Annotated in this window: 14 protein-coding genes; 13 read left to right on the forward strand and 1 reads right to left on the reverse strand. The window is 41.8% G+C overall.

Features of this window, described 5'->3' with window-relative positions:
- Positions 1 to 2: 2 nt before the first annotated feature.
- The 3 genes from HMPREF0091_RS02180 (at position 3) to HMPREF0091_RS02190 (ending at position 3,112) form a co-directional block, all read left to right on the forward strand.
- Positions 3 to 791, forward strand: a complete 789-nt coding sequence (locus HMPREF0091_RS02180; protein ID WP_006302581.1) for a PTS mannose/fructose/sorbose/N-acetylgalactosamine transporter subunit IIC — start codon at positions 3 to 5, stop codon at positions 789 to 791.
- A complete protein-coding gene (locus HMPREF0091_RS02185; RefSeq protein WP_006302583.1) occupies positions 784 to 1,587 on the forward strand; it encodes a PTS system mannose/fructose/sorbose family transporter subunit IID in 804 nt (267 codons plus the stop codon). Before HMPREF0091_RS02180 ends, HMPREF0091_RS02185 begins: the two co-directional genes overlap by 8 nt.
- A 391-nt stretch (positions 1,588 to 1,978) precedes the next feature.
- Entirely contained in the window at positions 1,979 to 3,112 is a 1,134-nt protein-coding gene (locus HMPREF0091_RS02190; protein WP_006302585.1) for a M24 family metallopeptidase, read from the forward strand.
- A gap of 160 nt (positions 3,113 to 3,272) precedes the next feature.
- Here the strand turns inward: HMPREF0091_RS02190 and HMPREF0091_RS02195 are convergent, their stop codons facing one another.
- A complete protein-coding gene (locus HMPREF0091_RS02195; RefSeq protein WP_006302587.1) occupies positions 3,273 to 4,046 on the reverse strand; it encodes a glycyl-radical enzyme activating protein in 774 nt (257 codons plus the stop codon).
- Positions 4,047 to 4,177: 131 nt separating this feature from the next.
- Between HMPREF0091_RS02195 and HMPREF0091_RS02200 the strand changes: the two genes are divergently transcribed.
- The 10 genes from HMPREF0091_RS02200 (at position 4,178) to HMPREF0091_RS02245 (ending at position 14,790) form a co-directional block, all read left to right on the forward strand.
- Positions 4,178 to 4,924 carry a DeoR/GlpR family DNA-binding transcription regulator gene (locus tag HMPREF0091_RS02200; RefSeq protein WP_010241010.1) on the forward strand — a complete coding sequence of 249 codons (747 nt, stop codon included), beginning with the start codon at positions 4,178 to 4,180 and terminating at the stop codon, positions 4,922 to 4,924.
- Positions 4,925 to 4,935: 11 nt separating this feature from the next.
- On the forward strand, positions 4,936 to 5,916 hold the full coding sequence (locus tag HMPREF0091_RS02205) for a sugar-binding transcriptional regulator (RefSeq protein WP_010241007.1): 981 nt from the start codon (positions 4,936 to 4,938) through the stop codon (positions 5,914 to 5,916).
- A 308-nt stretch (positions 5,917 to 6,224) separates the two neighbouring features.
- A complete protein-coding gene (locus HMPREF0091_RS02210) occupies positions 6,225 to 6,551 on the forward strand; it encodes a PTS lactose/cellobiose transporter subunit IIA (protein WP_006302593.1) in 327 nt (108 codons plus the stop codon).
- A gap of 60 nt (positions 6,552 to 6,611) precedes the next feature.
- Positions 6,612 to 6,920 carry a PTS sugar transporter subunit IIB gene (locus tag HMPREF0091_RS02215; RefSeq protein WP_006302604.1) on the forward strand — a complete coding sequence of 103 codons (309 nt, stop codon included), beginning with the start codon at positions 6,612 to 6,614 and terminating at the stop codon, positions 6,918 to 6,920.
- 32 nt (positions 6,921 to 6,952) lie between these two features.
- Entirely contained in the window at positions 6,953 to 8,260 is a 1,308-nt protein-coding gene (locus HMPREF0091_RS02220; protein ID WP_010241004.1) for a PTS sugar transporter subunit IIC, read from the forward strand.
- Between the two features lie 269 nt (positions 8,261 to 8,529).
- Positions 8,530 to 10,986: a glycyl radical protein gene (locus HMPREF0091_RS02225; RefSeq protein ID WP_006302615.1), complete on the forward strand. Its 2,457-nt coding sequence runs from the start codon at positions 8,530 to 8,532 to the stop codon at positions 10,984 to 10,986.
- Between the two features lie 15 nt (positions 10,987 to 11,001).
- A complete protein-coding gene (locus tag HMPREF0091_RS02230; RefSeq protein WP_006302617.1) occupies positions 11,002 to 11,670 on the forward strand; it encodes a fructose-6-phosphate aldolase in 669 nt (222 codons plus the stop codon).
- Between the two features lie 381 nt (positions 11,671 to 12,051).
- Complete coding sequence (locus HMPREF0091_RS02235) at positions 12,052 to 13,026, forward strand: PTS sugar transporter subunit IIB (RefSeq protein ID WP_006302619.1); 975 nt, start codon at positions 12,052 to 12,054, stop codon at positions 13,024 to 13,026.
- An 11-nt stretch (positions 13,027 to 13,037) separates the two neighbouring features.
- On the forward strand, positions 13,038 to 13,853 hold the full coding sequence (locus tag HMPREF0091_RS02240; protein ID WP_006302620.1) for a PTS mannose/fructose/sorbose transporter subunit IIC: 816 nt from the start codon (positions 13,038 to 13,040) through the stop codon (positions 13,851 to 13,853).
- A 19-nt stretch (positions 13,854 to 13,872) separates the two neighbouring features.
- Entirely contained in the window at positions 13,873 to 14,790 is a 918-nt protein-coding gene (locus tag HMPREF0091_RS02245) for a PTS system mannose/fructose/sorbose family transporter subunit IID (RefSeq protein ID WP_010241454.1), read from the forward strand.
- The last annotated feature ends 7 nt before the right edge of the window (positions 14,791 to 14,797 follow it).

Consider the following 14,797-nt stretch of genomic DNA (forward strand, 5'->3'; position numbering starts at 1 on the left):
ATATGATAAATGCATTGATTGTTGGTAGCATATTATTTCTACTATGGTTTTTTGAAAAAGCCCTTGGAACTCCAATGGTTATCAGACCTCTTGTTGTTTCGTTTTGTATAGGACTTGGTCTAGGTGACCCTCTTAATGGAGTTTTAATTGGCGCAACGCTTGAATTAGTGTTTATGGGTGCTATTCAAATTGGTGGTTCAGTACCGCCTGATGTGCTTGTGGGCGCTGGTTTGGGAACTGCATTTGCTCTCATTACAGGTAGCGGACCTGAGATTGCTTTAACTCTTGCGCTGCCTATTGCGATTTTAGCTCAATCAATCAAAGTTGTTTTATTTATTGTACGAAGCCAATTTATGAATCTAGCTGTTATATTTGCCAAAAATGACGATATCGTCAAAATGAAGCTCTTGAATTGGTTAGGTTTAATTTTACAAAGCGCAATGTATTTTGCAGTAGGCTTTATAGCAATTGTATTTGGTTCTGAAGCAGTTCAGGTATTTGTTGCAGCAATACCTCCTTTGGTCATGACTTCTCTTGAGCTTTGTGGAAAAATCTTACCAGCCGTTGGATTTGCATTATTGCTTCAGCCTATGATGGATAAGAAAAATGTCATTTATTTCATCTTGGGATTTATTGCAGTGACGTATCTTAAGCTGCCGATTATGGCAATTACCTTATTTGCAGTTGGCATTGCTTATATCGTTGTTTTTGAAAAAAGCTCCGAAACACATGCTGTAGAACAAAAGGAAATTGCAAGTGATGATTCTTGGGGAGGTTTGTTCGATGAATAAACAAGAAGAAAATAAACTCTTTAAAGAAATGTTTTTTAGCTCCTTTATACTTGAGAATTGTTACAATTACGAACGCCAGCAAGCATTGGGTTATGCTGTTGCTATGTGGCCTGCTATTAAGCGATTTTATAAAACTAAAGAAGCTCAGGCACAGGCATTAGTGCGTCACATGGAAATTTTCAACACAACGCCACACCTGGTTTCTTTTATCATGGGTGTTACTGCAGCTATTGAAAAGAAAGCGAGTGAAACAAAGAACTTTGATTACTCCATTATAAACAACGTTAAGGTTGGCCTGATGGGTCCTCTTGCAGGTATAGGAGATTCGTTTTTCTGGGGTACGATCAGGGTTATTGCAACAGGTATTGCGTTGTCTATGGCACAACAAGGTAATATTTTGGCGCCGATAGTATTTCTTGTTTTGTTTAATGTGCCTCATCTTATTATTCGTTATTTTGGTACTGCTTGGGGGTATAAGTTTGGTGTTTCGATGATATCTAATGCCGGTGATATGAATATCATGCAAAAGATATCAAAAGCAGCAAATATTGTTGGTTTGGCGGTAGTTGGTGCCATGACTGCTTCAATGGTTGATTTAAAGACAGCTTTTAGCTTTACTATTAGCGAGCAAGCTTTTGAGATCCAAAAATATCTTGATCAAATCTTTCCTGGCATTTTGGCACTTGGTTATACGATGCTTATGTTTTATTTCTTGCAAAAGAAGAAAAGCGCCACGTTTTTGCTCCTCTTTACTATTGTATTTGCGTTTGTAGGTACGTTTATAAAGGCGTTTTAACCGTTAACATAATATGCGTGTTAGCTCTCGGCTATTGCCTCAATTGTTTGCTATGTATATATGCGTTCATAGGTGTTGTTTGTGACAACGTGGGTTATATGGTTCGTGTTGCATGTGACTAAGTGTATAGAGTGGACGACCACTTCAGACTTTGTCCTAACTTCTTTCGCCCACTCGTTCGTATAGTATATCTTTTTGTAACTTGTTTGCATCTTAGTAATACTGCATTGATGAGGAAAGCGGCTCTGACGCTAAAGCCAGAGCCGCTTGTCTTTGTTTTCAAACATCCACCAACACATTTAACCTCAAAGAATTTGTGTACAGCTGCAAATATGTGATAGCCTAAAACCATAGCATAATTGCCTACATTACCATAAAAGCGGAGGTTTACATGGATACTATGGATTCAACAGTTGCCGATGTGTGTAGCACGCGCGTTACGCGCTTTCGCGCGCTTATGAACGAGCGCGGCTACGATGGTGTTATTCTTAGGAATAACCCCGACTTACGTTGGCTTTTGGGTACCGAGCGCACATTTGATTTTGAAATAGCCCACACAGCTTTCATTACGCAAAACGGGCTTTGGCTTCACACCGATTCAAGATACTACAACACGTTCATTACTAAACTTGGTCCCAATACTTCTTGGGTTATTGATATGGATGACATTAACCCTGCTGATTGGGCTGCTCAGCATGCCTATCAAACGCGCTCGCACATCGTTGCACTTGAAGACACGTGTGACATTGCATTTTTGGACAGCTTTGTAGCCTTTGCTCATGCACATTCAATTTCTGTTGATATACCTCGTATGCATGGTGATATTGCCGATTTGCGTATGGTAAAAGATCAGGCCGAAGTTGACGCCATGAAACACGCTCAAAGCATTACCGATGCTGGCTTTACGCACATGCTCAATTTTATGAAGGTTGGTATGAGCGAGCTTGAGCTTAGGGTTGAGCTTGATAATTACATGTTAAGCCACGGCGCGGATGCACTTGCGTTTGATACTATCACCATATCAGGTCCTAATGGCGCAAATCCTCATGGTCAACCAAGCGAGCGTAAGCTCCAACAAGGCGACATGGTAGTTATGGATTTTGGTGCCGCATGGCATGATTATCATACCGATATGACGCGTACGGTTTGCATGGGTGCACCAAGCGAAGAGCAACAACTTGTCTACGATACGGTTCGTCGAGCACAAAAGACGGTTGAGGACAGCATTATGCCTGGTGACTTGGGTAGCGATATGCACAACCGCGCGTTAGCGATTATTGCCGAACAAGGTTATGGCGACTACTTTAAGCACGGCCTTGGTCACGGCGTTGGTTTGGAAATTCACGAGCGCCCCTATTTGCGTCCACAATACACCAAGCCGCTTCCTGAAAACTCGGTGGTAACTGTTGAACCAGGTATTTATCTTCCAGGTAAGTTTGGAGTGCGTATTGAGGACTTTGGTTTGGTAACTGCTCACGGATTTGAGCTCTTTACAGGCTCAACGCACGAGCTTATGTGCTTATAAATTTATGCGCTTGTAAGTGCTTGTTGCTTGTTCAAAAGGCTATTCAAGCATTTACACAAACATGGGATTGCTAAATCGTTACATACATGTGGCGTATATCGTAAGGTATGCGCCACATTTTTAACGTTTTAACTAGAGTTTTTGCGTAGCCAGCCACCTGCTATAAATAGCAATTAATACCTTGCTTACATAAAACATCGCGATAATCGTATAAGTCTTCAGGGTGAAGCGGTTTGTACTTACCCATTTGATATACACGTTTGAGCAGTTTATATTTATTTTCACCAAATTGATGAAAGGGAAGAAGCTGCACTTTATTAACGTGCATTTTCTTAAAGAGTTGCCCAAATTGCGCTGCGTCCTCCAGCGAATTGTTAAAATCGGGAATAACGGGAATACGCAACACAATATGAGTATTATGCGTAAAAGCATAGCTAATATTTTTTATGATGAGCTCATTATCCACAGCGGTTATGCTGCGATGTTTTTGAGGATCATAATGTTTAAGATCGGTGTAAATGAAGTCTACATAGTTTAAGATCTCAACGAACTTTTGATGATCTACATAAGCTGTTGTTTCAAGCGCCGTATGAATGTGTTCTTGCTTTGCACGCTTCAAAATTGCCCGCGCAAAACCAAATTGTGCAAGCGGCTCTCCACCCGAAAGTGTAAGACCACCGCCCGATTCTTCATAAAAATCTATGTCTTTGACAACGTCTTCTATAATTTCGTCCACGCTTTTTTCTTCACCAACGCACGAAGGCTTTTTAGTTTCGGGATCAAGCATGGGTTCTGGCTTAAACCTTTGTGATTCTGGATTTGAACACCACGGACAGCGCAGGGGGCAGCCTTTGAGAAAAACGGTCGTGCGAATGCCAGGCCCGTCATGAATTGAAAAATGTTGTATATTAAAAATATAGCCTTTTTCTTGCATTATGCGCACACCTGCCTTCCTACGTAATACCACTCTAGCATAAAACGAAACAAAATCAATTACGAGTGCAATTATTCTATTTCCTTTTGTTTTCCTTTTAATCTGATAAAATAACTTACGAGGTGATGAACATGGATAGATTAGACCAAATAATTAGCCTAGTTTCGCAAGAAAAAAAGATCGATGTAAATACGTTATCCGAAAAACTGAACGTGTCAAAAGTTACCATTAGAAAAGATCTTAACAAGTTAGAGCATAAAGGTCTGCTTCATCGTGAACACGGTTTTGCTGTGCTCAACAGCGGTGATGACTTAAATATTAGGCTTTCTTATAATTACAACATTAAAAAACGTATTGCCGCCGAAGCGGTAAAACTTGTAGAAGACAACGAAACAATTATGATTGAATCGGGCTCTACCTGTGCACTGCTGGCGGAGGCTATTTGTCGGCATCGTCACAACGTGCGTATTATTACCAATTCATGTTTTATTGCAAATTACACACGAAAGTATTCATCTTGTCAGGTTATTTTGCTTGGTGGTATCTATCAGCAAAATTCTGAGGTAACGGTTGGCCCTTTGCTCAAGGAAATAATTAAGCTCTTTCATGTCAAAACGCTTTTTGCGGGGACAGACGGCTTTGACGAAACCTTGGGCTTTATGGGCGTTGACATGATGCGCTGTGAGGTTGTTCAATACATGTGTGATTCTGCGGATCACCTGGTAGTACTTACAGATTCAAGTAAATTTAGCAAGCGAAGTTTAGTGCACCAGTTTTCGTTTAATCAAGTTTCACAGGTTATCACCGATTCAAATTTAACGGTTGAACAGCAAAAGCTTTTATCTTCGCATGGTATTTCCGTTACGTGTATTGATTGATCGAGGCGTACATGAACAACGAAAAACGTCGTCTTCTTGCAAAAATTGCATACCTTTATTACATTGAAGGAAAAAATCAAGCAGAAATTTCTACTGAGCTAGATATTTATCGTACAACGGTAAGTCGCTTAATTAATCGAGCGCGAACCGAAGGGATTGTGCATATAGATATAAAGGATTTTGATCCTGCTCTCTTTGCATTAGAAGAATATGTGCGTACGAAATATCATTTAAAAAAGATCGAAATCATTGCCGATCAAGTTGGAGATTCAAAGCAGACACGCATGGAGAATGTTGCACGCGCAGCAGCTGAATTAGTAAAAAATGTTATTAAAGACAAAGATGTGGTGGGCATTTCTTGGGGATCAACGCTTAGTAAACTTGTTGATAATATTGGTACAAAAACATTGGAAAACGTAGAGTTTTGTCCGCTTACAGGAGGACCTAGTCATGTAAATCTTTCCTATCATGTAAATACCTTGGTGTATCGGATTGCCCGCGCATTTCATGGACGAGGGACCTTTATTAATGCAATGGTTTTGCAGGAAAATGCAGATATTGTTCAGGGAATATGCAAGTCAAAGTACTTTAGAACCATCTCAAATGTTTGGAATCGTCTTAACGTTGCAATTGTAGGTGTAGGTGATGAACCCAATCAGATACACGATAGTCAATGGCGCGATTTGCTCACACAAGATGACTTTGCTGCTTTGGACAAAGCCCATGCAATAGGGGAGGTATGCTGCAGATTCTTTAATGCAGACGGTGAAGCTGTATGTCAAAATCTGCAGGATCGTACTATAGGTGTGCGCCTTGATGAGTTTGCTCGAATACCAAAAACAGTGGCTGTTGCCTGTGGTGAAAATAAAGCGCCAGCTATTCTGGCTATTTTAAGAAAAAAATATATCAATCATCTGGTAACCGATAAAACAACCATTCTTAAAGTCCTAGAGCTCGATAATGACGAAAACGTTGCAGACTTGTTATGTTAAAAATACGTATAAACGCATGAGTTCGTTTATAAAAATATAAGAATCACCTCAAAAGAAGACACATATGTTTAATGTCTTGTGGTATGGCACATGAATGTGCTCCATACCATATTTTTATTTCAGAATGATGAACAAAATGCACAAAAGTGCAACTACCATAAAACAAGCAATAATGTATTGAAAAGAAATTCATGAGACCATATAATCGTGATAGTGAGAGAAACAAAAATACTTTCGAACAAAAGTACCTTGATAATTTTTATATGCGTGGTAGTTGGTAAGCACAATACAAAAGGAAAGGAGTATGTATGGAATTACTCGAACCAGAGCAAATTATCATGGGTCTCATCATTAATGCAGGAGATGCTAAACAGCATAGCTATCAGGCGTTGCATTTGGCAAAGGCTGGCAAATACGATGATGCTGATATCGAAATGAAGCAAGCTGATACCGCTCTTTTGGAAGCGCACAACTTACAAACTAAGTTTTTGACGCAGGAAGCGCAAGGGAATCAAATGCAGATCACGGCTTTATTTGTGCACTCTCAGGATCATTTGATGACAACCCTTACAGAAATAAATCTTATTAAAGAGCTTATTGAAGTTCATAAAGAGTTAAACGTTCTAAAAGGTTAAACGTTAAAAGGTTACACAATTTAAGCAATTTAAGCAGTTTAAGCAGGTAAGGAGTCGATCATGGTAAAGATTGGACTTTTTTGCGCGGCAGGATTTTCAACGGGTATGTTGGTTAATAATATGAAAGCCGCTGCAGAAAAAAGAAATATTGAGGCCGAAATTGATGCGTATGGCCAGGTAAGCCTAGAAAACCATGTAGAGGGTTTAGATGTGGTTCTGCTTGGACCACAGGTTGCATACACGTTTGATAAATCTGAAGCAATCTGCAAAGAACATAACGTTCCTATTGCAGTGATACCTATGGCTGATTACGGAATGCTCGATGGTGAAAAAGTTTTGGATCTAGCACTTAGTTTACACAGCAGCTAATTTTTATAAGCACCTTAATGAAAGGACTGAAAATGGCAAAGTTTGATCCTCAAAAAATCATTACGCCGATCATGAAGTTTGTCAACATGCAAGGTATTATTGCACTTAAAGACGGTATGCTTGCAATTTTGCCTCTTACCGTTGTGGGTAGTATTTTTCTTATTATTGGCCAGTTGCCGTTTGAGGCTCTCAATCAGGCAATTGCATCGGTGTTTGGTAAAACATGGACCGAACCATTTATGCAGGTATATTCTGGTACATTTGCAATTATGGGTCTTATATCGTGTTTTGCTATTGGTTTTTCCTATGCAAAACACAGCGGAGTAGATCCTCTGCCAGCTGGTGTTCTTTCGGTATCGTCTTTCTTTATTTTGCTGAAATCTTCCTATGTTCCAGCAAAAGGAGAAGCTATTCCTGATGCAATCGCAAAAGTATGGTTTGGTGGACAAGGTATTATCGGTGCAATTATTATTGGACTTACCGTTGGAGCTATATATAGTTTCTTTATTAAAAGACATATCGTTATTAAAATGCCCGAGCAGGTTCCTCAAGCAATTGCAAAGCAATTTGAAGCAATGATTCCTGCATTCGTTATCTTTTTGCTTTCGATGTGTGTATATATTTTGGCACAAATTCTTACGGGTGGCTCAACATTTATCGAGCTTATCTATCGTGTTATTCAAATTCCTTTACAAGGCCTTACTGGAACATTATGGGGCGCTATAGGCATTGCGTTTTTCATTTCGTTCTTGTGGTGGTTTGGCGTTCATGGACAATCAGTGGTCAACGGTATTGTAACTGCGCTGCTGCTTTCAAATCTTGACGCCAACAAAGCCCTGCTTGCTGCAGGTAATCTTTCGTTAGAAAACGGAGCTCACATTGTAACACAGCAGTTCCTCGACAGCTTTTTACTTATTTCGGGTTCGGGTATTACCTTTGGTGTAGTTGTAGCTATGCTTTTTGCTGCAAAATCTAAGCAATATAAGGCACTGGGTAAAGTTGCAGCATTCCCCGCACTTTTTAATGTAAATGAGCCTGTTGTATTTGGTTTTCCTGTTGTTATGAATCCACTTATGTTTTTACCATTTGTACTTGTTCCTATCGTTGCGGCAGTTGTGGTGTATGCCTCTATTGCAATTGGATTTATGCAGCCATTCTCAGGCGTTACGCTTCCGTGGAGTACGCCAGCTATTATCTCGGGATTTATGGTTGCCGGATGGCAAGGAGCACTTGTTCAGGTCATAATCCTTGCACTTTCGACCCTAATTTATTTCCCATTCTTTAAGATCCAAGATAAAATTGCCTGCGATGCAGAAAATCAAGCAGCAAAGACCAAATAGACGTGTGCTGAGCGGTGTAGATGAGTTTAGCGTATATTACATACGCTAAACTCATTTTTTATAGCTTTGACGGTTAAGTGTTCGGGCGATTATGCAAAGTACCTGCAACGATTGTATGAGTAGACAGCGAAAATGCTTTGGTTTCACGCGCAAAATCGCCTCATAAAAAATGGACAAGCATTTAGTACAAAACTTGTTGTATTTCGTTTGAAACAATGATATTATAGTTACGAAAGAAAATATGCGCTTTACGAACGTAAGGGGGAGAAATGGAAGTTCCGCGTTTAACACAGCAGTACTCCAACGATGTGCAAAAAGGTTCTCAGCAACATTTTGGGTACTTAACAGAGCGTATGTATAGGTATCGTGATAGAGTTCTTGATAAAAAACCCTATATTGATGCGCAACGTGCAGTTCTTGCAACGCAGGCATATAAAAAGTATCAGGCAGAACCAGTTGTGCTCAAACGTGCATACATGCTCAAAAATATTCTGGAACATATGTCGTTATACATCGACGATGAAACGCTTATCGTGGGTAATCAAGCATCAGGCGATAAAGACGCTCCTATTTTCCCTGAATATACGCTTGAGTTTGTGTTAAACGAACTTGACACCTTTGAGAAGCGCGATGGTGACGTCTTTTATATTACCGAAGAAACTAAAGATCAATTGCGCAAGATTGCTCCTTTCTGGGAAAACAACAACTTGCGCGCTCATGCTGGCACCATGTTGCCAAAAGAAGTTCAGGTATATATGGAAACTGGATTTTTTGGCATGGAAGGTAAAATGAACTCCGGTGATGCTCACTTGGCAGTAAATTACCAAAAGGTCTTGGAATTTGGTTTGCAAGGCTTTGAGCAGCGCACACGCGAGGCAAAAGCAAAGCTCGATCTTACCGATCCTGCAAGCATTGATAAATATCACTTTTATGATTCTATTTTAATTACCATTGATGCAGTAAAAACGTATGCACACCGTTTTGTGGAACTTGCACGCAGCATGGCAGAAACCGCAAACGAAACGCGTCGTCGTGAGTTGCTTGAGATTGCCGATATTTGCGAGCGTGTTCCTTATTATCCTGCACGTACATTTGCCGAGGCTGTACAATCGGTATGGTTTATTCAGTGTATCTTACAAATTGAGTCCAATGGTCACTCGCTGTCGTATGGACGTTTTGACCAATATATGTATCCCTACGTTAAAGCCGATTTAGAATCAGGGCGCGAAACGCAAGATTCTATCGTTGAGCGTTTAACCAACCTGTGGATTAAAACGCTTACCATCAATAAGGTTCGCAGTCAGGCTCATACGTTCTCTTCGGCGGGGTCTCCTTTGTATCAAAATGTAACTATTGGTGGCCAAACGCGCGATAAAAAAGATGCGGTTAATCCCTTGTCGTACCTGGTACTTAAGTCGGTTGCGCAAGCGCATCTTCCTCAACCTAACCTTACCGTTCGCTATCACGCAGGTCTTAATCCAGACTTTATGAACGAAGCAATCGAAGTTATGAAGCTTGGTTTTGGTATGCCAGCGTTTAATAACGACGAAATTATCATTCCTTCTTTCATTGAGAAGGGTGTAAAAGAGCAGGACGCATACGATTATTCGGCAATTGGATGCGTCGAGACGGCTGTTCCTGGTAAATGGGGTTATCGTTGTACTGGTATGAGTTACATGAACTTCCCCAAAGTTTTACTCATCGCTATGAACGATGGAATCGATCCATCTTCGGGTAAACGCTTTGCGCCAGCGTATGGACGCTTTGTTGACATGCAATCCTATGACGACCTAAAAACTGCATGGGATAAGACGCTTCGTTATCTTACGCGTATGAGCGTTATTGTAGAAAATTCTATCGACTTAAGCCTTGAGCGCGAAGTTCCCGATATTTTGTGCTCGGCGCTTACCGATGACTGCATTGGTCGTGGAAAACACCTTAAAGAGGGTGGAGCGGTATATGACTATATTTCTGGTTTGCAAGTAGGTATTGCTAACCTCTCAGACTCTCTTGCCGCCGTAAAGAAGCTTGTATTTGAAGAAAAGCGTATATCAACCTCTGAACTCTGGAGTGCGCTTCAAAGCGACTATGCAGGCGAGCGTGGCGAAGAAATTCGTCAGATGCTCATCACGGACGCGCCAAAATATGGTAACGATGATGACTATGCTGACAAATTGGTACGCGATTGTTACGACGTGTATGTCGACGAAATTGCAAAATATCCCAATACGCGCTTTGGTCGTGGCCCCATTGGTGGTATTCGCTATTCGGGAACATCTTCTATCTCGGCAAATGTAGGTCAGGGTCGTGGAACTCTTGCAACTCCTGATGGCCGTCATGCAGGTACACCTTTGGCCGAAGGATGCTCGCCTGCCCACAACATGGATAAGCATGGTCCTACCAGCGTTCTTAAATCGGTATCAAAGTTGCCTACCGATGAAATTGTTGGTGGCGTATTACTCAACCAAAAAGTTAACCCTCAGACGCTTGCAAAAGAAGAGGACAAACAAAAACTCATCGCGTTGCTGCGTACGTTCTTTAACCGTTTGCACGGATATCACATTCAATATAATGTGGTTTCTCGCGAGACTTTAATTGATGCACAAAAGCATCCCGAAAAACATCGTGATCTTATTGTGCGCGTTGCGGGATATTCGGCCTTCTTTAATGTATTATCTAAAGCAACGCAAGACGACATTATTGCGCGTACCGAACACGCGCTTTAAAAGAAAGAAGCACTCATGGAATTTATGCTGGATACGTTAAATTTACACGATATCGAAGACTGGGCACGTGTTTTGCCTTTAGCGGGAATAACGTCTAATCCCTCTATTGTAAAAAAAGAAGGGAATATCGATTTCTTTGCTCAAGTAAAAAAGGTGCGTTCCATTATTGGCGAAGAACCCAGTTTACATGCTCAAGTTGTTGCAACGAGCGTTGAGGGCATTTTACAAGATGCTCGTACGCTTCGCGAAAATATTGGTGGAAATTTTTATGTAAAAGTTCCTGTGTCGCCCAATGGTCTTACGGCTATTAAACAGCTTAAAAAAGAAGGTTTTCGTATTACCGCAACGGCAATTTACACAATTTTCCAAGGTCTTTTGGCAATTGAGGCGGGGGCCGATTATTTAGCACCGTACTACAATCGCATGGAAAATTTAGGAACCGATCCTATAGAAGTTATAGGCCAGCTTGCTATGGCGTGCAGCAATTCGGGTGCGCACACCAAGATTTTGGCAGCCAGTTTTAAGAACGTATCGCAGGTTACCAATGCATTAGCCGCAGGTGCGCAGGCGGTTACCGCTGGTGCGGATATCTATGCGGCAGGCTTTGCAAATCCCTCTATTCAAAAAGCAGTGGATGATTTTGCTGCAGACTGGCAAAGTACGCAAGGTCGCACTACCATTTAGGTACAAGATCATACGAGTGTTCTTAGACTACTTAAAGCATGTACCGTGAACGTATGAGTTTGCGGCGCATGCTTTTTTAGTTCATTTCGTTTAATTTCTCTTTCAGGTTACAAGAGTCTTTTTCAGGCAATACCTATGTCAATGGGCAAAAAGAAATAATCAAAATAAATTCTGTAAACGGTAGCTTACAATCGGTGAAAATAAAATTCTTGTTTGTGAATAGTTTATGACGTATCATAGTTTGAGTTGTTATGTATAAACGATGAAGTTCATTGGGTCTTTCGTTTAGCTTACGTTATGTGTCTTGTACACATATGAAACGGCTTTTGCGAGAGCTTCCCTTGAGCTTTTTCACGGGACATAAGAAAGTGAGGTAAGGCAGTGGTTAGTATTGTGTTAACCAGTCATGGCGGTTTAGCCGAGGGCATTATGCAATCAGGTCAAATGATTTTCGGACCTCAAGAAAATGTAAAGGCCGTTTGTTTAAACCCCGATATGGGTCCTGACGACCTTAAAGCTCAGTTGCTTGCTGCCGTATCGTCTTTCGAAGATCAAAAGGAAGTTTTGTTCCTGGTCGATCTTCAAGGTGGTACTCCTTGGAATCAGGTTTCGCTGTTACTTGATTCAAACGAGCATCCTGAGTGGACTGCAGTTGCAGGTTTAAGTCTTCCTATGCTTGTTGCCGCATATGGCGCTCGTATGGGTGCTGATACTGCAAAAGCTGTTGCTGCTGAGGCAATCAGCGAGGCAGCTGCAGGTATTAAGGCTAAGCCCGAAGACGTTATGCCTAAACCTAAAGCAGTTAAGCAGCAAGTTCACGGAGCTATTGCGCCTGGTACCGTTCTGGGTGACGGCCACATCAAGATTGGTCTTGCTCGTATTGATACGCGTTTGCTTCATGGTCAAGTTGCTACATCTTGGACAAAGGAAATCAAGCCCGATCGTATCATTGTTGTTTCCGATAAGGTTTGCAAAGACAGCCTGCGTAAACAAATGATCATCGAAGCTGCTCCTTCTGGAGTTCATGCTCATGTCATTCCTGTTTCAAAAATGGTAGAGCTCACCAAAGATCCTCGTTTTGGTGCTACACGTACTATGCTTCTTTTTGAATCTCCTGCCGACATGCTTCAAGCTGTTGAGGCTGGCGTTGAAATCAAAAAAGCTAACTTGGGATCTATCGCTCACTCAGTAGGAAAAGTTGTCGTTAACAATGCAATTGCAATGGGTAAAGACGACGTCGAAGCCCTCGAGAAACTCGTTTCTTTGGGTGTTGAGTTTGATGTTCGTAAAGTTCCTGCTGACGCACCTGAAAACTTTAATGCTTTGCTTCAAAAAGCAAAGTCTGAGTTGGCATAAAGGAGGATTTCATGCCTATCATTAGTTTGATTTTGGTAGTGATCGTTGCCTTTTTTGCAGGTATGGAAGGTATTTTGGACGAGTTCCAATTCCATCAACCACTTGTTGCCTGCACCTTAATTGGTATCGTAACTGGTCACCCTACCGAAGGTATTATTTTGGGCGGTTCTTTACAGATGATCGCTCTTGGTTGGGCAAACATCGGCGCTGCAGTTGCTCCTGACGCAGCTCTTGCTTCTGTTGCTTCTGCTATCATCATGGTTCTTGCACTTAACGGTGGTGCACAAGATACTCAAACCGCTATCACCACTTCCATTGCTTTGGCAATTCCTTTGTCAGTAGCTGGTTTGTTCCTTACCATGATTGCTCGTACCATTGCTATTCCTATCGTTCATGCAATGGACCTGGCTGCCGAGAAGGGCAACATTGCAGCTATGGAAGCATGGCAGGTTATTGCAATTGCTATGCAAGGTCTTCGTATTGCTATTCCTGCAGCTGCTTTGTGCTTTGTTCCGTCCGAAGCTGTTAAGGCAGTACTTGACCAAATGCCTGCATGGCTTGCAGGTGGTATGGGCGTTGGCGGCGGAATGGTAGCTGCCGTTGGTTACGCTATGGTTATCAACATGATGGCTTCTAAAGAAGTTTGGCCTTTCTTCATTCTTGGTTTTGTTATTGCCGCTCTTAAAGGCCTCACCCTTATTGCACTTGGTGCAATTGGTGTTTCTCTTGCAATCATTTACCTTGGTCTCAAAGAAGTTGCTTCTCACGGCTCTGGTAGTGCAGGCTCGCAAGATCCTTTAGGCGACATTATTAACGACTATGAATAACGAAAGGAGCGAAAACATAATGGCAGATCAAATTAAACTTTCTCAGTCCGATCGTATGGCTGTTGCGTGGCGCCATCAGTTCCTTCAAGGTTCATGGAACTTCGAGCGTATGCAAAACGGTGGTTGGTGCTACTCCATCATCCCCGCCATTAAAAAGCTCTATCCTGCAAAACAGGATCAGGTTGCTGCTTTAAAGCGCCACATGGAGTTCTACAACACGCACCCTTATGTATCAGCTCCTGTAATGGGTGTTACTCTTGCACTTGAGGAAGAGCGTGCTAACGGAAATCCCGTTGACGACGCAGCTATCCAAGGTGTAAAGGTTGGTATGATGGGTCCTCTCGCCGGCGTTGGCGACCCAGTATTCTGGTTTACCCTTCGTCCTATCTTAGGTGCTTTAGGTGCTTCTTTGGCATTAAGTGGAAACCTTGTTGGTCCTTTGCTCTTCTTTATTGCTTGGAACGTTATCCGTATGGCATTTATGTGGTACACGCAAGAGTTTGGTTACAAACTTGGTACCTCTATTGTTAAGGACGTTTCTGGTGGTCTTTTGAGCAAAATCACCGAAGGTGCTTCGATCCTTGGTATGTTCATCATTGGTTCTTTGGTTCAGCGTTGGGTTTCCATCAGCTTTACCCCGGTTGTCTCTAAGATCAACCAGGCTCCTGGTGCATTCATCGACTGGTCCAAGATCGAGCCAACTGCAGATGGTATCAAGAGCGCTATTACCCAATACAATGCTTTGGGTGTTAACGGCCTTGACCAAGTTAAGGTTACAACCCTTCAACAAAACCTCGACCAGCTTATTCCTGGTCTTGCAGCTGTATGCCTTACGCTTTTATGCTGCTGGCTGTTGAAGAAGAAAGTTTCTCCTATCGTTATCATCCTTGCACTGTTCTTGGTTGGTATTGTGGCCCGTTTAGCTCACGTTATGTAATGCGTAT

Source organism: Fannyhessea vaginae DSM 15829, assembly GCF_000159235.2.
Classification (GTDB): domain Bacteria; phylum Actinomycetota; class Coriobacteriia; order Coriobacteriales; family Atopobiaceae; genus Fannyhessea; species Fannyhessea vaginae.

Bases quoted from the DNA above. Each gene is read 5' to 3' on its own strand.
- HMPREF0091_RS02230 (WP_006302617.1), top strand. From the start codon at position 11,002: ATGGAATTTATGCTGGATACGTTAAATTTACACGATATCGAAGACTGG.
- HMPREF0091_RS02195 (WP_006302587.1), bottom strand. From the start codon at position 4,046: ATGCAAGAAAAAGGCTATATTTTTAATATACAACATTTTTCAATTCAT.
- HMPREF0091_RS02245 (WP_010241454.1), top strand. From the start codon at position 13,873: ATGGCAGATCAAATTAAACTTTCTCAGTCCGATCGTATGGCTGTTGCG.
- HMPREF0091_RS02210 (WP_006302593.1), top strand. From the start codon at position 6,225: ATGGAATTACTCGAACCAGAGCAAATTATCATGGGTCTCATCATTAAT.
- HMPREF0091_RS02205 (WP_010241007.1), top strand. From the start codon at position 4,936: ATGAACAACGAAAAACGTCGTCTTCTTGCAAAAATTGCATACCTTTAT.
- HMPREF0091_RS02190 (WP_006302585.1), top strand. From the start codon at position 1,979: ATGGATACTATGGATTCAACAGTTGCCGATGTGTGTAGCACGCGCGTT.
- HMPREF0091_RS02240 (WP_006302620.1), top strand. From the start codon at position 13,038: ATGCCTATCATTAGTTTGATTTTGGTAGTGATCGTTGCCTTTTTTGCA.
- HMPREF0091_RS02220 (WP_010241004.1), top strand. From the start codon at position 6,953: ATGGCAAAGTTTGATCCTCAAAAAATCATTACGCCGATCATGAAGTTT.
- HMPREF0091_RS02200 (WP_010241010.1), top strand. From the start codon at position 4,178: ATGGATAGATTAGACCAAATAATTAGCCTAGTTTCGCAAGAAAAAAAG.
- HMPREF0091_RS02180 (WP_006302581.1), top strand. From the start codon at position 3: ATGATAAATGCATTGATTGTTGGTAGCATATTATTTCTACTATGGTTT.
- HMPREF0091_RS02215 (WP_006302604.1), top strand. From the start codon at position 6,612: ATGGTAAAGATTGGACTTTTTTGCGCGGCAGGATTTTCAACGGGTATG.
- HMPREF0091_RS02185 (WP_006302583.1), top strand. From the start codon at position 784: ATGAATAAACAAGAAGAAAATAAACTCTTTAAAGAAATGTTTTTTAGC.
- HMPREF0091_RS02225 (WP_006302615.1), top strand. From the start codon at position 8,530: ATGGAAGTTCCGCGTTTAACACAGCAGTACTCCAACGATGTGCAAAAA.